The following is an 18,481-nucleotide window of genomic DNA, read 5'->3' as shown; positions in this document are numbered from 1 at the left end:
GCCATGGCCCCCCGCGCGAATTGGAAAGGCTTTCTGCGTCTTTCGCTCGTCACCTGTCCCGTCGCGCTCTACCCGGCTACGTCGGAGTCCGAGAAGGTCTCGTTCAACCAGCTCAACCGGAAGACCGGCCACCGGATCAAGTACGCAAAGGTGGATGCCGACACCGGCGAGGAGGTGTCCAACGAGGACATCGTCAAGGGCTACAAGGTCGACACCGACACCTTCATCGAGGTGACGAAGGAGGAGCTCGAGAACGTCGCCCTGGAATCGACGCGAACCATCGACATCGACGAATTCGTCGACCGCAGCGAGATCGACCCGAGGTACCTGATCCGTCCTTACTACCTGGTGCCGGACGGGAAAGTCGGCCACGACGCCTTCGCGGTCATCCGCGAAACCATCCGGGAGATGAACAAGGTCGCGATCGGACGCGTGGTTCTGACCAATCGGGAGCACATCATCGCGCTCGATCCGCTGGACAAGGGCTTGATGGGAACGTTGCTGCGCTATCCCTACGAAGTCCGCTCCGAAAAGGAATATTTCGACGACATCCAGGACGTCAAAGTCACCAAGGACATGCTCGATCTCGCCAGGCACATCGTCAATCAGAAGGCGGGCCATTTCGAGCCGGACAAGTTCGAAGACCAGTACGAAACCGCGCTCCTCGATTTGATCAACCAGAAGCGCGCAGGCAAACCCATCGCCGCGAAAGAGCGGCCGCGCGGCGAGAACGTGGTGGATCTGATGGACGCGCTGCGCAAGAGCATTGGAGGAGGCGCGGCGCCCCCGACAGAGGCGCCGAAGAAGTCAGCCAAGAAGCCGCGCAACGCGGCGGCCGGTCAGAAGGAAATGCTGATGCCGATCGCTGGCAAGAAACCGGCGAAGGAGACGGTGGCGAAGAAGCCGGCGGCCAAGCCGCAGCGGAAGTCGGCCTAGCGTCCGCGATGGCTTCGCGGAAACCGCAGAGCGCCGGGCTCCTCCTGTTTCGAAAAGGTGCCGCCGATCTCGAAGTCCTGCTCGGTCACCCGGGAGGACCATTTTGGCAAAAGAAGGATGACGGTGCCTGGAGCATCCCGAAGGGCCTGATCGGCGCCGACGAAGCGCCGCTATCCGCCGCTCGGCGCGAATTCGCCGAAGAGACCGGGTACGACCCGGACGGAGACTTCTGGCCGCTCGGCGAGGCGCGGCAGCCGGGCGGCAAGATCGTTCAAGCTTGGGCCGTCGAGGGCGACTGGGATCCCGCACTCATCAGCAGCAATACCTTCGAAATGGAATGGCCGCCGCGCTCCGGACGCCGTCGGAGTTTTCCGGAGATCGACCGCGCCGCTTGGTTCGGTATCGCCGACGCACGACGGAAGATCCTGAAGGGACAGACGGTTTTCGTCGATCGATTGCTTGAGGCTTTGGGTCCTAGCCCGCTGCCTGAAGAGGGCTTCGGGTGGTGACCAGGAGGAGGCCGAAGAGGAGTGCGGTCTGGCGGCTTAGGTCCTACACCAGGCCTGTCGCGCCGCCTCCCAAAGAGCTTTGTCCGCTACCTGCAGGTTTACGTTTCTCGCGACTGGGCCTTCGAAGTTACCGAAGGTTCATGGAGGTTGACATGGTTGGATAGCGAGCGTATCACCGCCACGATCTATCGGTAGATAGATTGCGCCGCTCAGTGACGCGCGGCAGCCGATGGTGACCCGCTGCTCAATGCTGCGCGGCGGGTCACGGTCGCCGGCAGCGTGCGCAAGCAAGGCTTCGACTCCAAGTCTGTCTGCGATTTCACCATTGAGCAATCTATGAACGGGAGGATGACAGTGAGCCAGACCAAGAAAGCCAAACAGTTCGCCGCCCTTCACGTCAAAGGGACGCCATTGATACTTTACAACGCGTGGGATGCAGGCAGTGCGAAAACGATCGTCGATGCCGGCGCGACGGCGATCGCGACCAGCAGTTGGTCTGTCGCCAGTGCGCAGGGATATGAGGACGGCGAGGACCTTCCGCTTCCTCTTGCCGAACAGATCGTCGAGCGGATCGCGGCGGCAGTCGACGTGCCTGTGACCGTGGACTTCGAAGGCGGGTATAGCGACGATGATCGCAAGCTGGCCTCGAACATTTCCAGGCTTCTCGATCTTGGAATCATCGGGATCAATTTCGAGGACCGCGTGGTCAAGGGCAGAGGGCTCTACGACATTGATCGACAGGCGAAACGGATCGCAGCGATTCGCCATGCTGCCGAGCGGAAGGGCGTTCCCCTCTTTATCAATGCACGGACTGATGTGTTCTTAGGTAACAGCGGCGATGTCGACGAAGCTCTGAAAAGAGCGAAAACATACGCGTCGGCCGGGGCGTCCGGCTTCTTCATTCCCGGGCTGACCGAGGCCGACCATATCCGTCGGATTGCTGAGGAAGCGACGCTGCCGGTCAACGTCATGGTCATGGAAGGCGTCCCGTCGAACGACAAACTCGCGAAACTGGGGGTTGCCCGCGTGAGCTACGGGCCGATTCCGTACATCGAGACGATGGAAGCCCTCCAGAAGAAGGCGGGCAAGCTCTTTTCGTAATGCGCCCGCGACGTCTGGAGGACGGCCAATCCTGCGACGCCCTTGCAAGGATTGTGAGTAAACTTGCGCCGCGAAGGATACGGCCAATTCCGCGGCGCCGTTTGCCCAGATATCCTCATCTTCGTCTCGTGGACGTGGACCAGGACGCTTTCTATAGGGCCGTTTGAGCACGCAACGGCCCCCTTTTACGACGGCATGACAAGCCACTAGCGCAAAGTCTACCAAAGGAAGATCCCATGTATTATCAAGTCGTTTCGCAGTGCGTCCAGTCCTTGAAGAATGTGGAGGTCTTGCTCGGCAAGGCCGAACAATTTGCATCTGCCAAGCAGCTTGACGTCCGTGTGCTGTTGAGCGGCCGTCTTGCGCCCGACATGAAGCCCTTGATCTACCAGGTGCAGAGCGCTTGCGACTATGTCAAGGCCGCCGCCGCCTGGCTTTCGGGGCAGACGCCTCCAAAGCACGAAGATAATGAGCAAACCCTCGAAGAGCTGCGCGCTCGCATTCGGAAAACCGTCGATTTCGCCGAAAGCGTACACGAAGCACAATACGAAGGCGCAGAAGGCCGCAAGGTCAGCCTTTCGTGGGTTCCCGGGAAGGTCATCGGCGGCGAGGACTATCTGCTTCAGATAACGATTCCGAACGTCTATTTTCACATTGCGATGACGTACGCGGTCCTCCGCAACGGCGGCGTCGACGTCGGCAAGATGGACTTCCTTGGGCCAATGAATTTTGTCCAAGCTTGACAAGACAGGCTCTCCTTTCTTGCCCGGACCCTCTCGGCGCCGATCGGGGGCGCGGTCGCCCTGCGGCAAGCCGTCCGCTCACTACAAGTCGAGCCCCCAAGAAGAATCTCCAGATTCGATGCCCGTGAAACGCGCTTCAGCGAAATACACCAGCAGTCCCATCAGCAGCATGGACAACCTGTTCGGGGAGCCTGAGCTGCCTGCCGGTTTCCAATATATCCCGGATGCAATATCGACCGCCGACGAAAAGAGCCTCGTTCAGCGATTTGAAAAGCTGCCCCTGAAGCCTTTCGAATTTCACGGCCATCAAGGCAATCGCCGCATATACACCTTCGGGCACAGGTATGTCTTCGCAGGCCAAGAGCCACGCGCCGATGCGAGCATTCCCGATTACCTTCTGCCGCTCACCGACGTTGCAAGCCAGATCAGCGGCGTACCGGCCGAGGCGTTTGAACAGCTCATGGTGACGGAATATGCGCCGGGTGCTGGAATCGGCTGGCACCGCGACCGACCGTCGTATGAAGATATCGTCGCAGTGTCGTTTCTCGCGCCTTGCACATTGCGGCTGCGTCGGAGGCTGGGGGAGGGCTGGGAGCGCCGGTCCGCGCATGTCGAGCCACGATCGGTGTATTTGCTCCATGGCCCGGTGCGGAACAGCTGGCAGCACAGCATCGCGCCGATGGACGTTCTGCGCTACTCCGTGACCTTGCGTACGTTTCGCCCTGGCCGAAGCTCCTCGAGCGATTAGCGTTCCACCATTGCGGTTGTCAGATCGGCGAATAGATGGGGCGAAGTGATCAGACAAAACGTCCGCGGCGATGGTGACGTCGCTTCAGCCCGGAGCCGGGAGCATGACAGCGCGCTTTCGCGCGATCATCAGGCGACTGCGAATGTGGACCCGGTAAGCCCCGCAGTCGCCTGACGAACGCAGAGATGTCGCCATAGGCACGCGCAAGAATCAGGCCTCCTTCCAAGGCCGCCATCACATGGAACGCCCGAGCCACAGCATCCGCTCCGCCAATTCTGCTCGAAAGGTCGTCGATGCAGCGTCGAAAGAACATCTCGATTTCCTGCACGATCTCGGGCGGTAGACCGCCCGCTTGAGCGCCAAGCATGCCGCCTAGACACATCCGGCCATCCCGTTTGATCGCGCTGCGAAATACGGATCGATAGATCGCAATCACGTCGTCGCCGCTCTCATCCTGCCGCCGCGCAACCATTTCGAAGAAGCGATCCCCGTACCGGCGCGCGACCGCAGCGGCCATTCCCGCCTTGGTCGGGAAATGGTGGTGGACACTGGCGCTCTTGATGCCGATCTCGGCTGCGAGATCGCGGAAGCTGAAGCCACGGTAGCCCGCTTCGCGAATGCGAGCCTCGGCTAGGTCCATCAGGCGCTCTGCCGTTTCGTTCATCGCATTTCCTATCTCTACTGATAGATAGACGTTGACGGCAGAGATTTCCAGAGTTATCCCGTGCTCTACCTATCGATAGAGCGAAGTAGGACCTCATGAGCAACGAACAGGATACGCCGGCCGTTCGCCACGTCGACACGCCGTCAGGCCGAATCGGTTACGTGGAAGTGGGATCGGGACCGGTCGCTCTCTTCGTGCACGGCGTGCTGCTGAACAAGCACATGTGGCGCTACCAGCTCGGCGCGCTTTCGGATTTTCGGCGCTGCATCGCGGTCGATCTGCTTGCGCACGGCGACACGGAGATCGCAGCGGCTCAGGATGTGTCTGTGACCGCCAACGCGAAGATGCTGAAGGAAGTGCTCGACGCGCTGCATATAGATCAGGTCGATCTGATCGGAAACGATAGCGGCGGCGGAATTTGCCAGATCTTCGCCGCGCTCAATCCGGATCGGGTGCGGACGCTGACGCTCACCAACTGCGATACCCATGACAACTGGCCGCCCGAAGCGTTCAAACCTTTCGTGGAAATGGTTGCTGCCGGCGGGCTGAGCAAAACCCTCAACGCAATGCTCGGCGACAAATCGATCTATCGCTCGCCAGGTGCGCTTGGCCCGGCCTACGAGCACCCCGAAGCCGTCAGGGATGAAGATATCGAAATCTACCTGCGGCCACACCTGCGCAACGAGCAGCGTACCCACGATCTGGAGCGCTTCGTCGGCGCATTCGACAACAAGCACACTTTGGCCATCGAGCCCCAATTGCGTCAGCTCAAGGCGCCGACGCTGATCGTCTGGGCCACGGACGATGTCTACTTTCCGGTGGAATGGGCGCACTGGCTGGCCGAGGCGATCCCAGGAGCGAGACCGCCTGTCGAGCTCTCCGGAGCGCGGCTTTTCTTTCCCGAGGAGCGGGCGGACGCATTCAATCGGCTGCTGCGCGGCCATTGGGCCGGCTGACCAATCTGACCCGTACGATTCGGCGTCGCACGAACCGAATCCCCATCAGCGAGGCACTTGGTATGCTGCTGGACGACCGACTGGCCCAAATCGTTCCGACGCTGACTCCGGCTCAAATACAGTTCGCTCTTCGTTTCGCGAGCGGTCCTGAGCGGCGTTTTGCACCGGACGAAAAGCTTCTCGATGTCGGCGATCGGGACATGGCCGTGTGGCTGGTCGTCGAGGGGGGCATCGTTGCGAGCCGACGGGATGGTCTGGGCCGGGAGGGGATATTTGCCACCGGCGGACCGGGTCAGTTCAGCGGAGAAGTAAGCGATCTTGCCGGGCATGCCTCCTTGGCCATGGTCTGCGCGGGACCGGACGGGTGCACAGCCTATCCGTTCGATCTCCCTCACCTTCGAGCTCTGCTCATCAGCAGCGCGGACATCGGTGAACTGATGATGCGAGCCTTTATCCTGCGGCGCGCCGCGCTGTTGGAGGGGGACAGCGTTGGCTCGGTCATCCTTGGAGAAGCGGGATCGCCGGCGACGGTTCGCCTTCGGGGCCTGCTTACCCGGAACAGCTACCCGCACTCGCTGATCGATGCAGGTGGTACTGAAGGTAAAGCCCTTGTCGAGCGCCTCGGCGTGCAGGCGGCCGATTTGCCGATCCTGATCTGCCCGAACGGGACGGTGCTGCGGCGGCCCAGCGATACTGAGGCGGGAGTAGGGCTGGGAATCGTTCCCGATATTAAGCCTGGAACGACGTACGACGTGATCGTCGTTGGCGCGGGCCCGGCAGGCCTCGCTGTTGCCGTGTATGCGGCATCGGAGGGGCTCTCCGTTCTGGTTGTCGATAGCCGCTCGTTCGGTGGCCAAGCGGGCGCCTCCTCGAGGATCGAGAACTATCTGGGATTTCCGACCGGCATTTCCGGCCAGGCGCTTACGGCGCGCGCATTTCTTCAAGCTCAGAAATTCGGTGCTCAATTTGCGGTGCCGGTCTCGGTCGTCGAACTCGATTGCTCGCAGCCACCGTTGCACCGCGTGGCACTCGACAATGGCGTTTCAATTTATGGACGGACGGTTGTGATCGCGTCGGGCGCGCGTTACCGGCGGCCAGAGATCGAAAACCTCGACCGCTTCGAGGCAACCAGCGTCTCGTACTGGGCGACGACGATCGAGGCGGCCCTGTGCGAGGGCCGCGATATCGTTCTCGTCGGAGGAGGCAATTCTGCGGGGCAGGCGGCTGTCTTCCTCGCCGCGCACGCGCGCCAGGTACATCTGGCTGTCCGCTCATCGGGCCTCGATGCCTCCATGTCCCGCTACCTGATCGACAGGATCGAGGCGACGCCCAACATCGACTTGCGGGTCCGCACCGCCGTCACCGGATTGTCGGGTACGGCAGATGGTACACTGGAAAGCATCGACATGACCTGCCGTGAGAGCGGCGACAGTCGCCGGGTCGACGCACGGCACATGTTCTTGTTCATCGGTGCCGATCCCAACACGCAGTGGCTCGATCGGCGTATCACCCTGGACAACAAGGGCTTCGTCGCCACCGGTAGCGATCCGCAATTGCCGTTGGCAACCAGCAGCCCCGGTGTTTTTGCGATCGGAGACGTGCGGCGCGGATCGGTGAAGCGCGTGGCGGCCGGCGTCGGCGAGGGTGCCGCGGCTGTGGCTCAGATCCATGCCTACCTCGCCACCCTTCATTCGTAGTCCATGGTGACTTAAGCGGATGGAGCGTCGGCGGCTTGTCGCAGGCAGGTGAGGCAGTCGAACTGCCTTTGGTCGGCGTACCCGGACCTCCTGCTCGACCTGCACATCGACCCCGCCACCTATGACGACGCTGCACGAAGCGCGGTGCCGGCAGGTCGGTGGCAAACATATGCTGCGTGTCCCGCTCTAGGATGAGCGCGTTCCAGCCGCCCGGATGAGCCGCCAACTCGCCAGGCTTGCAAAAACTGCGACGACCGCGGCAACGGAGAGTGCAGCACCGAAGCCGGCTGCTACGCTGGCGTGCACCGTGCCTTGGAGGGCGATTCGAATCGGATCTGATAAAGCGACAAAGCACCGCTCGCGTCGCCGCCCACGATCCGAAGGCTCAGGTCGTGCCAATCGATCCTCTGATCGAGCACGAGGGGCTTTCCAAGCCTTCGAAGGTTGGCCTCGGCCACGCCCGCGAGCACTGCGCCCAGCCCCGCGACACCGGCGATGATGCCAATGAACCGCGTCGTACTTGCCAATCCGGAGGCCATTCCGGCGCGCTCTGGCGGAACGGAGCTGACTTGAGCTTTCGCCGTCTCGCTGTTGAGCAGGCCCGCGCCGGATCCCGTGATGAACATGCCGATCGCAGCCGTCCAATATGCGAGGTCCGCCAGCACGGCTGCTGCCGCGATCGCATTGCCAAGCGCGACCAATCCAAGACCAAAGCTCAGGATCGCACGGCTCGACATGCGCGTCGCGAGCCTGCCGCCCACGCTGGGACCGATCAGCAGCGGCAATGCGAAAGGTATCATTGCGAGACCTGCGATCGCCGGCGAAAGAACAAACGCATCCTGGAGATAGAGCGGCAGGATCGTCATCATGACCTGTGCCGCGGCCGCGTAACCCAGCATAGCGACGGCTGCTCCGGTGACGGTCGGATCGCGGAATATCGACAGGTCGATCATCGGGCGTGGGTGTTTGCGTTCGGCAAAAACGAACGCCACAAGCAGGACCGCGCCCACGGCTAATCTGATGATTGTCGGCGCACTCTCCCAGCCGATGCTATTTGCATCGATCAGAGCCCACACGACGCTGAAAAGACCGGCGCCAAAGAGGAGGATTCCCCGATAGTCCAAGCCTGACGCTTTCGGGTCGCGAGATTCCGCGACCGACGTCAGGGCGAGGACGATCAATCCGGCGCCCAACGGCAAATTGATGTAAAACGCCCATCGCCATCCCAGATAGGACGTAACGAGGCCGCCGAGGATCGGACCGAGAGGCGGCGCCATGCCCATTACGGTGCCCCAGATCGCGTAGACGCGGTCTCGTTCGTGAGGTTCGAATCCGTGTGCGACGACGGCCAGCGACGACGTCAGCTGGAGCGCGGCGCCGACCGCCTGCAATGCGCGCGCCCCGTTCAGCGTAGCGAGATTGGGTGCCGCACCGCAAAGAAAAGAGGCGAATGTGAAGATCGACAGCCCGATAAGCAGCATGCGCCGCCGCCCAAGACGGTCGGCCAAGGCGCCTGCTGGCATCAGCAGTGCTGCGAACGGAAGGATATACGCGCTGACGACCCATTCGACATCAGTGAATCCGCCGTGCAGGTCGCGCGCGATAGACGGCAGCGAGACCGCGACAATGTTGGTGTCGAGCATGATGAGGAAGGGCGCGCCGGCACAACAAAGCAACATGCGCAGCTTCCGGCCAGAAAACCGAGCCGTCGAAGACGGTGACATGGCGTGAGCCTGCGGCTGTCCCGCTGCCTCACCGAAACTATTTTCGCCATTTCTGAGCACGAAACCATCCATTCCGCTATTCCGCGACCCTGCGCGATGAGCTCGGCTATGCAGATCAATGACAAGAGGTCCTGCCGACGCGCGGACGATCCGCAGGGATTTCGCAATCTCAATCAGGAAGTGGGAAGCAGAGCCTGTAAGGACGCTTCGTAGGTGGGATAGTCGGTGTAGCCGCGCGCGGTGTAGCCATAGAAGGTGCTGCGGTCATATGGGTTCAGCGGCAAGCCGAGTTCGATCCTCCTGGGCAGGTCGGGATTCGCGATGAAGTGACGGCCGAAGGCGATTAGGCTCGCATCGCCATTGACCACGCTTGCCTCGGCCGTCTCCGGATTGAATCCACCGGCTGCGATGACTGGTCCCTTGAAGATCTTGCTCAATTCCTGGGCTGCGACCGGCGCCTGCGCTTCGGCAACGGTCTCACCGCCCTTCACCCGCGGTTCGATGAGGTGAAGATACGCGAGCCCGAAGCCGTCGAGCCGCTCTGCCACCGAGCGGAACAGCGCACGGGGGTTGCTGTCGCCCATGCCGTTGAACGTCCCGCTTGGCGCGAGTCGAACCCCGACCCGATCCGCACCCCAGACCTCAGCCAACGTCTGGACGACCTCGACGAGAAGACGCATTCGATTCTCGACCGTACCGCCGTATTGGTCGGTCCGCTTATTGGTGTTGTCCTGCAGAAACTGATCCATCAGGTGGCCGTTGGCCGCCATCAGTTCGACACCATCGAAACCCGCCTTCTTCGCGTTCTGGGCGGCCGCGCGGTACTGTTCGAGAACACCGGCGATTTCCGCCGTCTCCAGCGCTCGATGCGGCGATGTCTGACGAAACCCGTCACGCGTATCGACCACGATGCTCGGATCAGCCCAGTAAGTCGGATCGACAGACGCCGTGACCGGCTGCGATCCAGTGATCGAGACATGTGTCGTGCGGCCGGCGTGCCAAAGCTGCGTGAAGAAGTATGCGCCCTTGGCGTGAACTGCATCCGTGATCCGTTTCCAGGCCGCCACATGGTCGTCGGCGTAGAGACCGGGCGCATGGTAGTAACCTCGCGCGGATGCCGCGATCGCCGTCGCTTCCGTGACGATCAGCCCGCCGTCAGACGCGCGCTGCGTATAATATTCGAGCTGCAAGTCGCTCGGAATGCCCGTCCCTGGCTGCGCCCGTAGCCGACTCATCGGCGGCATGACGACACGGTGTTTCAGTGTGATGGGCCCGATTTGAACCGGCGTGAAGAGTTTCTTTTGAACGTTTGTACCCACTGGGATTCTCCGTTCGTGACGGGCCTGCGCCGGAAAGGGAAGGGAGGGGCGTGACGGGGGAGGTTGGCCCCGCGCGGTCAGGCGCGGGACGGATCACCGATGTCGGACGTCGACCTGGTCACGAGCGATCACTGCCTGCCAGCCATGACGCCACCGTCGACCGGAAGGATGACACCGGTGATGAAACTCGCCTGATCCGAGGCAAGGAACAGAAGCGCCTCGGCCGCGTCTGCGGGCTGACCGTTGCGGCCAAGAGGGTGCATCGCATTGAAGGTCGGCAAAACGGTCTTCACCTGTTCTGGTGTCAGGAACGTGCTGAAGACCGGTGTCTCGATCACGCCGGGCGCGATCGCATTCACGCGGATCTTGTCGGGGGCGAGCTCGATCGCGAGGTTCTTGACCAGCGCATGGACGCCACCATTGGCCGCCGAATAGGCCGATGATGGCGTGGCGCCGATCGCCTGCAGGGCCCACATAGAGCCGGTCTGCACGATCGCGCCGCCGCGGCCCGCAGCCTTCATGGCCTTCGCCGCCGCCTGCGCGATGAAAAACTTGCCCTTGAGGATGATGTTCAGGAAACGATCGTATTCCTCTTCGGTGACATCGAGGAATGGCTTCGGCCCGAAGATGCCGGCGTTGTTGAAGAGCACGTCTATGCGGCCGAAGCGATCGAGCGCTGTCTTTACCGCTGCTTTTCCTGTCGCCGGCAGGGAAATGTCGCCCACATGGGCGACCGCGCGCTTTCCGGTCGCGTCGATTTGCTTGGCTGCGGCCTCAGCTTTGGCGGCATCGCGTCCGACGATGACGACAGAACCGCCTTCCGCGACGAATCGGGTCGCCACTTCCTTGCCGATGCCTGAACTGCCACCTGTGACGATCGCGACCTTGTCCTGAAAGCGCATGGGTAACTCCCTGGTGAATCTACCTATCGATAGATTTATGAATTTCGGAGAACTAACCCCTGGAAGCTGGATGCGTCAAGCCCGATCTATCGATAGAGAGGAACGATTTTGTGACGGGCGGCGGAAGGACTGACGATTTCGCTGAAAGGTTTCCCTCGATGTCGTTTCGCTGAGCAGGGAGAGGTGCAATTGCGAGTGCGGAGCGGCCTCAGATTTGCCGCGGGCAAATGCTGGCTTTGTTTTGGTGAACCACGGAGCCTATCGGTGCGTCGTCGGGCCACGTTGTATGTCAGGATAATATTGTGGGCTCTCACGTCGATCGAACATGCCGTAGTCACGTACGATGCGCACGACGCGATGACGAACAGCGTCAGCCTCGGTGACCAGCTGTGGTTCAAACTGCTCAGCGGAGTTGCGGTCGCGCCAGGTCGCCAACAATGCAAGTTTTCCCGCATTGTAGATGCTTGAGAAAACATCGTGGTCGATCAGGGCCGGGTGCCTTCGATCGAGCGACAAGCGGTCAGCGAGCTCCGACGGAGCCAGCGACCCAGCTCCAGCCGACGCTGGCAAAGCCTCGGTAAGCGTCGCAAACTTTCCGGCACCGACTTCCGTCTCGTCCAAACGCTGTTCAACCAGAGGGGCGCCATCGGGAAGCGCCGTATCCGACACGACTTCGCCAACCCGCAAACGATAATCTTGAAAGACATCGTCGCGCCCGCGTTGTTGAGTCTCGTGGTGTCTGGCGATGGTGCGCCATCTCACAACGGACTTTTCGTCTCGCCATGTGGAATGCGACAGGATCCACCCCGGCCGACGCGCGCTTTCGAAGCGCTCGTTGTCGATGAACCCGTCGATGCCCTCTAGGATCGGCTTCAAGTCTTTCGCAAGAGCGAGGTAAAGGTCGAATTGCTCTTTCTTGGGATGGACTTCGAAGATCACCGAGAACATCTTGATCACCCAGCTTGCCTGAGATTCGTGCCCGAGGGAGGGGTGATGTCTTCCTGTCGCGATCGACGGGCCGAAGCCCGGCCAAGGGCCCGAAGATCAGGCTTGCGAAAGACGTTCGCTGCCCTGCTTAGCATAATGCCCTATCGATAGATAGACTGACAGGCGCATTGTTTTTTGATCTCTGTAAGCCCTACCTATCGAGAGGTAGCCACGGGAGCAGATCCAATGAGTGACGTCGCCGCCGCCATCATGGACGCCGCTGAGCGGAGAATGCGGAAGGGCGGCTTCAACGGTTTCAGTTTTCGAGAGATTGCAGCGGACGTGGGCGTCAAGAGTTCCAGCGTCCACTATCATTTCCCGACCAAGGAGAATCTCGCGGCTGCCGTCATCCAGCGCTATACCGCACAGACGGCGGATTTGATCGAACGGGAGCTCCAGAAGGAGCCAAACCCGGTGAAGGTTTGGGTGAAAGCGTTCCGAGGGACCCTGCACTCAGAGGATCGCATGTGTCCATGCGCCGTGCTCGGTGCGTCAACCATGGATCTGCCGTTGGAAGTATCAGCGGAAGTAAAGAAGTTCTTCAAGATGTGCCATGAAAAGCTCGTGCAGGAGGGCCTCTCGTCGGATGAGGCCTCGCAATTGCTGGCAACGATCACGGGCGCATTGGTGGTGGCCAATGCGGTAAGTGACTTCGCGACATACGATCGAGCTACGCGTGAGTTTGCCCGAGCGTGGAAACCTGCGCCGGCGAAAGTTGGTCGCCAGCGCTCGAAGTAAGCCTCGAACTCGTGCCGCGTGAATTCTGTTTCGAGATCACGGCTAACGAAGGACCGCTTGGCGGAAGCGGCCAGCCACAGGGCCGATCGGCCCGGCGCTCCCATCCAATGCGGCGACTGCGGCGTCGACGTCCCGGAAGACAGCTGTCGGAGGGCCAGTGCTATTCCGCCGACGTCATCTACGCCTGCTGGCTGCTCTACCGGGTCTGCTGTCTGCCTCTTCTCACAAGATGGGACGAGTTCGTGCGTCCCGGTCTTGCGATCGAGGAACCGGGACGAGGAGGTCTTCGGTAGGAGAAACGAAGAGCGGGGAGGTACCCGCGCGATGTTCGATCTGACCTTTCTCGGGACGTCCGGCAGCGTTCCTTCTGCCGATCGCAATCACCCGGGCCTTCTGGTCGAGGCGGGTGGCCGCCGCATCATGGTCGATTGCGGGGAGGGCACGCAGCGCCAGCTGCTCCGGAGCGGCGCCGGATTCCGCAGATTGGATCGCCTGCTGCTGACGCATGGCCATTTCGACCACGCGCTCGGCATTCCCGGTCTTTTCTCCACGCTGCGGCTGCGGCAGAGTTCCGACCTGATGACCATCCATGGCGGGCCGGGCACGCTGGATGTCGTCGTCCGGATGCTCGCGGGTCTGTGGGGCGAGGGGCGGGCGCCCATTCCGCTCGAACTCGTTCCGCTGTCCGAAGGACAGGTCTTCGACGCCGGCGAATTCACCGTCGACTGCTTCCCGGTCCGCCACCGCGACACCGACAGCTTCGCGTTCACGTTCGAAGCGCGTGCGCGGCGGCATCTGTTGCCCGAGCGGCTGGCGGCGCTAGGCGTCCCGGACGGACCGGCGCGCGGAGAGTTGGCGGCGGGACGACCGGTGGCGCTGCAGGACGGCAGGACGATCGACCCTGCAGACGTTCTGGGGCCGCCTGCGCGCGGCACCAAGTTGGTGGTGGTCGGCGACACCGAAACCACGGGCGGCTTGTCTGAGCACGTCCGGGACGCCGACCTGCTGGTGATCGAGGCGACCTTCCTCGAACGCGATGCCGCCATGGCCCTCGAATACGGCCATCTCACCGCGGCGAAATCGGCCGAGCTTGCCGCGGCCGCCGGCGTGAGGCGACTCGTCCTTACGCACATCTCGGGCCGCTATACCGACGAGGAGATCCTGGCGGAGGCGACAAAAATATTCCCGAACTCCCGAGTGGCGGCTGACCTCGATCGACTTGCGGTCTGAAGCGTTGCCGACGATGTCCACGAAAGAACATGTCGAATGGCTAAGAAGCTAAAGACCTACGAAACTTCGCTGGGATTCTTCGACCTTGCGATAGCGGCGCCCTCGATGAAGGCCGCCTTGGAAGCCTGGGGCGCCGACAGCAATCTCTTTCACCAGGGCGCAGCCAAGCAGAGTGAGGATCCGGACGTCGTGGCAGCGACCATGGCGAAGCCGGGCGTCATGCTCAAGCGTCCTGTGGGTTCGAATGGGCCCTTCAAGGAGCATGCCGAGTTGCCGACGAATCTAGGTAACGCCACCGCACGACCATCTAAAGCCGCCCGCAAGCCGGCCGCCCGCAAACCGAAGAAGACATCCTCCCGGCCGGCCGACAAGGCGGCGGAGCAGAAGGCCGCTGTCGCCTACGAACGGGAGCAGAGGAACCGCGAGCGTGAACAAGCGAAGCAAGAATCCGCCAGGCAGAAGGAGCGTGATCGCCGGCAGCAGGCCATCGACAAGGCGCAAGCGGCGCTGGACAAGGCCGAGCGGGAGCATGCGGACAGAGCCGGAGCCATCCAGGCCGAGGCGGACGCTATCGAGAAGAGAGCGCAGGCCGAAAATGCCCGCTGGAGAAAGGAGAAGGAGCGATTGGATGCGGCGCTGCGGCGTGCTCGGGGCCAGAGTTCCTAGTGCTGATGCCGCCGGTCAAAGCTGTCCGGCGATCAAGTCATATTCGGAGCGGATCCGCTCCTTGCCATAGAGCCGCTCAAGGCGGCGCACCGTAAAATGACCACGGGCGACATCCTGGAAATGCTCGATGAACGCGTAGTTCACCGCTGCACCGCCGAGGGCGCCGACGAGGGGCAGGGCTTGCGCCGCAACCTTCTGCGTGACCACCAATCCGAAGCGTGCAGCGACCTGGGTGACGAACTTCAGCAGGATGGGCGCACCTTCCTTGAGGAGGCCGCGTTCGGCGACGAACCGGGCGGCTTCCGTCACTGTCTTGGCGAGCATACCTCGAACAGCGAAGTATCCGCTCTCCGATGCGTCAGCCGATCCAGCCCGCCCGCCCAATGCGAAGACCTCGACGCAGGCGAGGGCGGTCTCCGGATCGGACAGGTCCTCGCCCTCGCTGCGTGCGATGTCCGCGATCGACCGCAGCATGATGGTAGTCGAAACCGGCAGTTCGACCGGAAGCGCGGCCAGTCCAAACGTTCCTCCCGCCGCGCCCGATGCCGTCGCGAGCACCCGATGCAGAAATTGCGAATTGATCCGGGGTGAAGACCGGAGCGTGCGCAACGCGACCTTGAGCGCCGCTTCGAGCCCCTTCGAGGTGGCGGAAGCGATGGCTTTGGAAGCGAAAGAGGGAAGCGCGTAACCTATAAGTTCGACGGGCTTGCCGACGAGGTTGGTGAGCCGGCCGGCAAGGCTCGGATGCTCAAGCGACTTGACGGCCCTGCGCAGGGCTTCGCGGTCCTCGATGGTGATTTCTGAGGTTTCTTGCAGCGACAATTTTCATCCGGTTCGTTTGGGGGCGCCTGAAAGAACAAGTGAGCTGCGGCCGAGTTCCCTGTCACCGGAGTGCAATCACGATAGGCGTCGGCTCGTTTCCAGAATTTCCAAAGTCGCACGGTCCTTCCCGTCTGGATAGAACGCGGCGATGGCTTCCGCAAAGAGTTCCAGCTTCGAAACGGCGTCGAACAGCGTCATGTACGACCGGAATTTCATGTCATCCGGAGAACCGAGGATATCGGTTATGGTCTTTTCGCTTGCCGCCAGAACGAGGCCTGTGCATCTGCCTCAGTAATAATTGGCGAGGAAAACGGCCGCGCCAGATGGCGCTAATTCCCGCGCTCGAAAAGGACTGTTTCCTTGTCGCCATCTTTAATAATCACTTGCCATTCAGCAGACCAAATAGAATTAGCCGAGTCAGGGCCCGAAATCTGGTTTCCGCTCGTAATGCTATACGTGAGGGTGTGTAGGTTCGGCCCTCTTACGCGAACTAGCACGTCTGTGGGTGTTATGATGAGTGAACCCATGCCTATCGATCCGGCACCAGCGGCGCCGCTGATGATGTTCGCAATCCCTGGCTTTGGGCGAATGATGGCGGCAGGTACTGAAACTACTACCAAGGTGTCTAGGTCATCAACATCCACCAAAGAGGGCTGGCGTCTCCCATCTTGCTGTTCCAAGTTGAGGTCTATCATAGCTTCTTTGCCGTCAGCGCGGATGACCTTTAAAGCAGGGGAATGGTCTCCGGTCAGAGGGTGGAAGAAAAAGTCACCCGCTTTGAGGGCGCTAAACTTGACATTGGAAAACGGACTCTCGAAGTTCATATTGCACCTATGGGTGACTGGTTTCTACGGCTGAGTGCTACGAAGGAAGTAGGGAGGCGGGGCAACGGCCGCTGGCAGAGGAAAAATCTGCTGTTTCAGAGCACCAGAATTGAATCTCCCCTGATAATTGAGGTAGGTGATTAAATTTCGCGTATACCAGAAGAACGCTTCCTGTCTGAGCAAGAGCTCTTCATCGATAAAAAAGAACTTCAGAGTCGTGAGATCGCGGACTTCGGCTGGTTCCTTTGCCAGTTCCTCGACGGACACATAGCAGAGCGTCTTTCCCATGTTGGGGTCGTGCCAGTAGGCGTGTGCGTACTTGTTTCTGATCCGAAGGCAATGCTTCATCGCAGCGATCATGCTGTCGAATTCGGTTTCTAAGTTGACGGCCACGTAGGCAGTCCGGCCGAGTCCATCAGCGATGTCGATACGGTTGGATTCCCCTCGCACCCTGAACATGACTTTAAGCGTGGCGTTCAAATCAAATGATCTCGCCACCTGAACGCAATTCATCAGGTCGAGTTCAAGCTCGCCATAATCGACCAGCAATCGGCCAATGACCGACATTTCTCGCGGGAATGTATTGTGGATCGGGAACATCACCGTTTCCGGTCTCTAAGGTGGCCAGGCATCGATCCGTGTTCGGGGTGGGGAGACAAATTCAAATTCTAGTGGGGTGACCAATGGTGACGGAATAGGGTCTTGCAGCATGGCGCGGTAGCCGACGGGCAGTTGGTCGGCCGGGATGTCACGGCACCGCAGGTAAATCAAGAATCCCGCGCTTTCCCGTTTCCCGTGCTCGATCTTGTCGGCGATGTCGCGAAGTTCGTCCAAGGTGAGCCACGTGTAAGTCGAGTCGGGCTCTCGCCTGGAGATCGGTTTTGTCAGATAAAGCTTATCTGTGTCGCCACCGAAAAGTGTGGGATACAGCTCGGAATGGAGCAGGGTGTTTCGAGCGTTTGAGCACCAGTTGAAATAATCGATTAGTGACGAAACGAATGCTAGGGCAGCCGGCTCTTTCTCGTATGTATCGAATATCGTCCTGATGGCCTTAAGCTGGGACTTCTCGTTAAGCGACGAGTAGTAGAGGTACACCAACTCGTAGGGCATGTGCTGTTGGGCGCAGTGGTTGGCGTAAATCGTGACGAGACCGCGCTCGAACGCGCTGTATCCCAAGGCAATCACGCCCAGAGCATGGATGTGATCCCGCCGACCCCTGTGGTAGCTCGGCCATTCCTCCGTCATGGTTCAACCGGGTTCGGGACGTTGACAGCCATGACGTTGAGAATGATCTCGCGCGCCGGATCGTCCTTGCTGGCAAAGACGTACCTGAAGCGAGTCTCGGTCTCCTGTGTCGGACTACGCTTGCAGTTCGGATGCTCGGTAGCCGTCTCGACCATCTTTTTGACCATGGCGGTGAAGTTCTTATTGCGATTGAACATGACAAGCGCAGCTTTGGTGTCGCGCCACGTCAGGTATGCAAGCAACTGGTCGAGGGCGTCGGTCACGGTCTGTGGGCCGTGCCAGTATTTGCACTCAGCGATAAAGACGTTCCTGTTGTTCTCCCGAATAAGGATGTCGGTCTTTCCGCCCGCATTGAAGGTTTCGCCTGTCGCTCGGCCCTCGTAATGGCCATTTAGGACGACAAGATAGAAGTCCCTCAGATGTTCTTCCTCCAGGCGTTCGAATGCTGTGGGGCTGCGCTCCATCATCACGGACATATCGTCCATGACTTTGAGCATGTACTGGTACTCTGCTTCCGCTATTGCAGGTTCTGGCTCAAACTTCGTGGTTGCTGGGAGCTGGGGCCTGATCTTACGCCTGACCTGTACGTGGGTCATCGGAACATGGCCGGCGCGAATCATCGGGTAACCGAGCGACGCGGCAATGTTGCGAGCGTTCAATATGCTTTGTT

At 60.7% G+C, this 18,481-nt stretch carries 20 protein-coding genes and 1 pseudogene; 10 read left to right on the top strand and 11 right to left on the bottom strand.

Features of this window, described 5'->3' with window-relative positions; translation table 11 throughout:
• The first annotated feature begins 3 nt into the window (after positions 1 to 3).
• From ku to V1289_RS08540, 5 genes are all read left to right on the top strand, one after another.
• Positions 4 to 936 carry a non-homologous end joining protein Ku gene (ku, locus tag V1289_RS08560; RefSeq protein ID WP_334396538.1) on the top strand — a complete coding sequence of 311 codons (933 nt, stop codon included), beginning with the start codon at positions 4 to 6 and terminating at the stop codon, positions 934 to 936.
• Positions 937 to 944: 8 nt separating this feature from the next.
• Positions 945 to 1,445, top strand: a complete 501-nt coding sequence (locus tag V1289_RS08555) for an NUDIX domain-containing protein (RefSeq protein ID WP_334396536.1) — start codon at positions 945 to 947, stop codon at positions 1,443 to 1,445.
• Positions 1,446 to 1,799: 354 nt separating this feature from the next.
• Positions 1,800 to 2,546 (top strand): isocitrate lyase/PEP mutase family protein, encoded by a 747-nt coding sequence (locus V1289_RS08550; RefSeq protein ID WP_334396535.1) that lies wholly within the window; start codon positions 1,800 to 1,802, stop codon positions 2,544 to 2,546.
• A 236-nt stretch (positions 2,547 to 2,782) separates the two neighbouring features.
• Complete coding sequence (locus V1289_RS08545; RefSeq protein ID WP_334396534.1) at positions 2,783 to 3,289, top strand: DUF1993 domain-containing protein; 507 nt, start codon at positions 2,783 to 2,785, stop codon at positions 3,287 to 3,289.
• Positions 3,276 to 4,037 carry an alpha-ketoglutarate-dependent dioxygenase AlkB gene (locus V1289_RS08540; protein ID WP_334396533.1) on the top strand — a complete coding sequence of 254 codons (762 nt, stop codon included), beginning with the start codon at positions 3,276 to 3,278 and terminating at the stop codon, positions 4,035 to 4,037. The genes V1289_RS08545 and V1289_RS08540 overlap by 14 nt, the downstream gene beginning before the upstream one ends.
• A 49-nt stretch (positions 4,038 to 4,086) precedes the next feature.
• On the opposite strand, the gene V1289_RS08535 is transcribed toward V1289_RS08540, so the two are convergent.
• The gene (locus V1289_RS08535; RefSeq protein WP_334396532.1) at positions 4,087 to 4,701 is read right to left on the bottom strand and encodes a TetR/AcrR family transcriptional regulator; all 615 of its coding nucleotides are present in this window, start codon (positions 4,699 to 4,701) and stop codon (positions 4,087 to 4,089) included.
• Positions 4,702 to 4,796: 95 nt separating this feature from the next.
• Here V1289_RS08535 and V1289_RS08530 point away from each other — a divergent pair, with 95 nt between their 5' ends.
• Both V1289_RS08530 and V1289_RS08525 read left to right on the top strand, forming a co-directional pair.
• Positions 4,797 to 5,657, top strand: coding sequence for an alpha/beta fold hydrolase (locus V1289_RS08530; RefSeq protein WP_334396531.1), 861 nt, complete (start codon positions 4,797 to 4,799; stop codon positions 5,655 to 5,657).
• A gap of 62 nt (positions 5,658 to 5,719) precedes the next feature.
• On the top strand, positions 5,720 to 7,354 hold the full coding sequence (locus V1289_RS08525; protein ID WP_334396530.1) for an FAD-dependent oxidoreductase: 1,635 nt from the start codon (positions 5,720 to 5,722) through the stop codon (positions 7,352 to 7,354).
• 290 nt (positions 7,355 to 7,644) lie between these two features.
• Here the strand turns inward: V1289_RS08525 and V1289_RS08520 are convergent, their stop codons facing one another.
• The 4 genes from V1289_RS08520 to V1289_RS08505 all read right to left on the bottom strand — a co-directional run bounded on the left by V1289_RS08520 (position 7,645) and on the right by V1289_RS08505 (position 12,247).
• The gene (locus V1289_RS08520) at positions 7,645 to 9,033 is read right to left on the bottom strand and encodes an MFS transporter (protein WP_334396529.1); all 1,389 of its coding nucleotides are present in this window, start codon (positions 9,031 to 9,033) and stop codon (positions 7,645 to 7,647) included.
• A 218-nt stretch (positions 9,034 to 9,251) separates the two neighbouring features.
• The gene (locus V1289_RS08515) at positions 9,252 to 10,397 is read right to left on the bottom strand and encodes an alkene reductase (protein ID WP_334396528.1); all 1,146 of its coding nucleotides are present in this window, start codon (positions 10,395 to 10,397) and stop codon (positions 9,252 to 9,254) included.
• A 128-nt stretch (positions 10,398 to 10,525) separates the two neighbouring features.
• Positions 10,526 to 11,299, bottom strand: a complete 774-nt coding sequence (locus V1289_RS08510; RefSeq protein ID WP_334396526.1) for an SDR family NAD(P)-dependent oxidoreductase — start codon at positions 11,297 to 11,299, stop codon at positions 10,526 to 10,528.
• Between the two features lie 258 nt (positions 11,300 to 11,557).
• Positions 11,558 to 12,247 (bottom strand): antibiotic biosynthesis monooxygenase family protein, encoded by a 690-nt coding sequence (locus V1289_RS08505; protein WP_334407346.1) that lies wholly within the window; start codon positions 12,245 to 12,247, stop codon positions 11,558 to 11,560.
• 225 nt (positions 12,248 to 12,472) lie between these two features.
• Between V1289_RS08505 and V1289_RS08500 the strand changes: the two genes are divergently transcribed.
• The 3 genes from V1289_RS08500 to V1289_RS08490 all read left to right on the top strand — a co-directional run bounded on the left by V1289_RS08500 (position 12,473) and on the right by V1289_RS08490 (position 14,920).
• Positions 12,473 to 13,024 (top strand): TetR/AcrR family transcriptional regulator, encoded by a 552-nt coding sequence (locus V1289_RS08500; protein WP_334396525.1) that lies wholly within the window; start codon positions 12,473 to 12,475, stop codon positions 13,022 to 13,024.
• Between the two features lie 324 nt (positions 13,025 to 13,348).
• A complete protein-coding gene (locus tag V1289_RS08495) occupies positions 13,349 to 14,254 on the top strand; it encodes a ribonuclease Z (RefSeq protein WP_334396524.1) in 906 nt (301 codons plus the stop codon).
• A 36-nt stretch (positions 14,255 to 14,290) separates the two neighbouring features.
• Positions 14,291 to 14,920, top strand: coding sequence for a cell envelope biogenesis protein TolA (locus V1289_RS08490; RefSeq protein WP_334396523.1), 630 nt, complete (start codon positions 14,291 to 14,293; stop codon positions 14,918 to 14,920).
• A 15-nt stretch (positions 14,921 to 14,935) separates the two neighbouring features.
• On the opposite strand, the gene V1289_RS08485 is transcribed toward V1289_RS08490, so the two are convergent.
• The 6 genes and pseudogenes from V1289_RS08485 to V1289_RS08460 all read right to left on the bottom strand — a co-directional run bounded on the left by V1289_RS08485 (position 14,936) and on the right by V1289_RS08460 (position 18,470).
• Positions 14,936 to 15,742, bottom strand: a complete 807-nt coding sequence (locus tag V1289_RS08485; protein ID WP_334396522.1) for an EcsC family protein — start codon at positions 15,740 to 15,742, stop codon at positions 14,936 to 14,938.
• Between the two features lie 75 nt (positions 15,743 to 15,817).
• Positions 15,818 to 16,015, bottom strand: a pseudogene (locus V1289_RS08480) (DUF1810 family protein); the annotation flags it as partial.
• Between the two features lie 56 nt (positions 16,016 to 16,071).
• Positions 16,072 to 16,566 (bottom strand): hypothetical protein, encoded by a 495-nt coding sequence (locus V1289_RS08475; protein ID WP_334396521.1) that lies wholly within the window; start codon positions 16,564 to 16,566, stop codon positions 16,072 to 16,074.
• A 24-nt stretch (positions 16,567 to 16,590) separates the two neighbouring features.
• Positions 16,591 to 17,166: a hypothetical protein gene (locus V1289_RS08470; protein ID WP_334396520.1), complete on the bottom strand. Its 576-nt coding sequence runs from the start codon at positions 17,164 to 17,166 to the stop codon at positions 16,591 to 16,593.
• A 15-nt stretch (positions 17,167 to 17,181) separates the two neighbouring features.
• Entirely contained in the window at positions 17,182 to 17,811 is a 630-nt protein-coding gene (locus V1289_RS08465; RefSeq protein WP_334396519.1) for a hypothetical protein, read from the bottom strand.
• Positions 17,808 to 18,470 carry a hypothetical protein gene (locus V1289_RS08460; protein ID WP_334396518.1) on the bottom strand — a complete coding sequence of 221 codons (663 nt, stop codon included), beginning with the start codon at positions 18,468 to 18,470 and terminating at the stop codon, positions 17,808 to 17,810. Before V1289_RS08460 ends, V1289_RS08465 begins: the two co-directional genes overlap by 4 nt.
• Positions 18,471 to 18,481 lie beyond the last annotated feature (11 nt).

It is taken from the genome of Bradyrhizobium sp. AZCC 2289, from assembly GCF_036924615.1.
Lineage (GTDB): Bacteria > Pseudomonadota > Alphaproteobacteria > Rhizobiales > Xanthobacteraceae > Bradyrhizobium.
This window is presented reverse-complemented; position numbering and strand designations above follow the sequence as displayed.

What these genes read in the sequence shown, in the direction of transcription:
- V1289_RS08525 (WP_334396530.1), top strand. Translation starts at nt 5,720, where the DNA reads ATGCTGCTGGACGACCGACTGGCCCAAATCGTTCCGACGCTGACTCCG.
- V1289_RS08520 (WP_334396529.1), bottom strand. Translation starts at nt 9,033, where the DNA reads ATGTTGCTTTGTTGTGCCGGCGCGCCCTTCCTCATCATGCTCGACACC.
- V1289_RS08475 (WP_334396521.1), bottom strand. Translation starts at nt 16,566, where the DNA reads ATGAACTTCGAGAGTCCGTTTTCCAATGTCAAGTTTAGCGCCCTCAAA.
- ku (WP_334396538.1), top strand. Translation starts at nt 4, where the DNA reads ATGGCCCCCCGCGCGAATTGGAAAGGCTTTCTGCGTCTTTCGCTCGTC.
- V1289_RS08470 (WP_334396520.1), bottom strand. Translation starts at nt 17,166, where the DNA reads ATGTTCCCGATCCACAATACATTCCCGCGAGAAATGTCGGTCATTGGC.
- V1289_RS08530 (WP_334396531.1), top strand. Translation starts at nt 4,797, where the DNA reads ATGAGCAACGAACAGGATACGCCGGCCGTTCGCCACGTCGACACGCCG.
- V1289_RS08490 (WP_334396523.1), top strand. Translation starts at nt 14,291, where the DNA reads ATGGCTAAGAAGCTAAAGACCTACGAAACTTCGCTGGGATTCTTCGAC.
- V1289_RS08495 (WP_334396524.1), top strand. Translation starts at nt 13,349, where the DNA reads ATGTTCGATCTGACCTTTCTCGGGACGTCCGGCAGCGTTCCTTCTGCC.
- V1289_RS08555 (WP_334396536.1), top strand. Translation starts at nt 945, where the DNA reads ATGGCTTCGCGGAAACCGCAGAGCGCCGGGCTCCTCCTGTTTCGAAAA.
- V1289_RS08505 (WP_334407346.1), bottom strand. Translation starts at nt 12,247, where the DNA reads ATGTTCTCGGTGATCTTCGAAGTCCATCCCAAGAAAGAGCAATTCGAC.
- V1289_RS08535 (WP_334396532.1), bottom strand. Translation starts at nt 4,701, where the DNA reads ATGAACGAAACGGCAGAGCGCCTGATGGACCTAGCCGAGGCTCGCATT.
- V1289_RS08500 (WP_334396525.1), top strand. Translation starts at nt 12,473, where the DNA reads ATGAGTGACGTCGCCGCCGCCATCATGGACGCCGCTGAGCGGAGAATG.
- V1289_RS08465 (WP_334396519.1), bottom strand. Translation starts at nt 17,811, where the DNA reads ATGACGGAGGAATGGCCGAGCTACCACAGGGGTCGGCGGGATCACATC.
- V1289_RS08545 (WP_334396534.1), top strand. Translation starts at nt 2,783, where the DNA reads ATGTATTATCAAGTCGTTTCGCAGTGCGTCCAGTCCTTGAAGAATGTG.
- V1289_RS08510 (WP_334396526.1), bottom strand. Translation starts at nt 11,299, where the DNA reads ATGCGCTTTCAGGACAAGGTCGCGATCGTCACAGGTGGCAGTTCAGGC.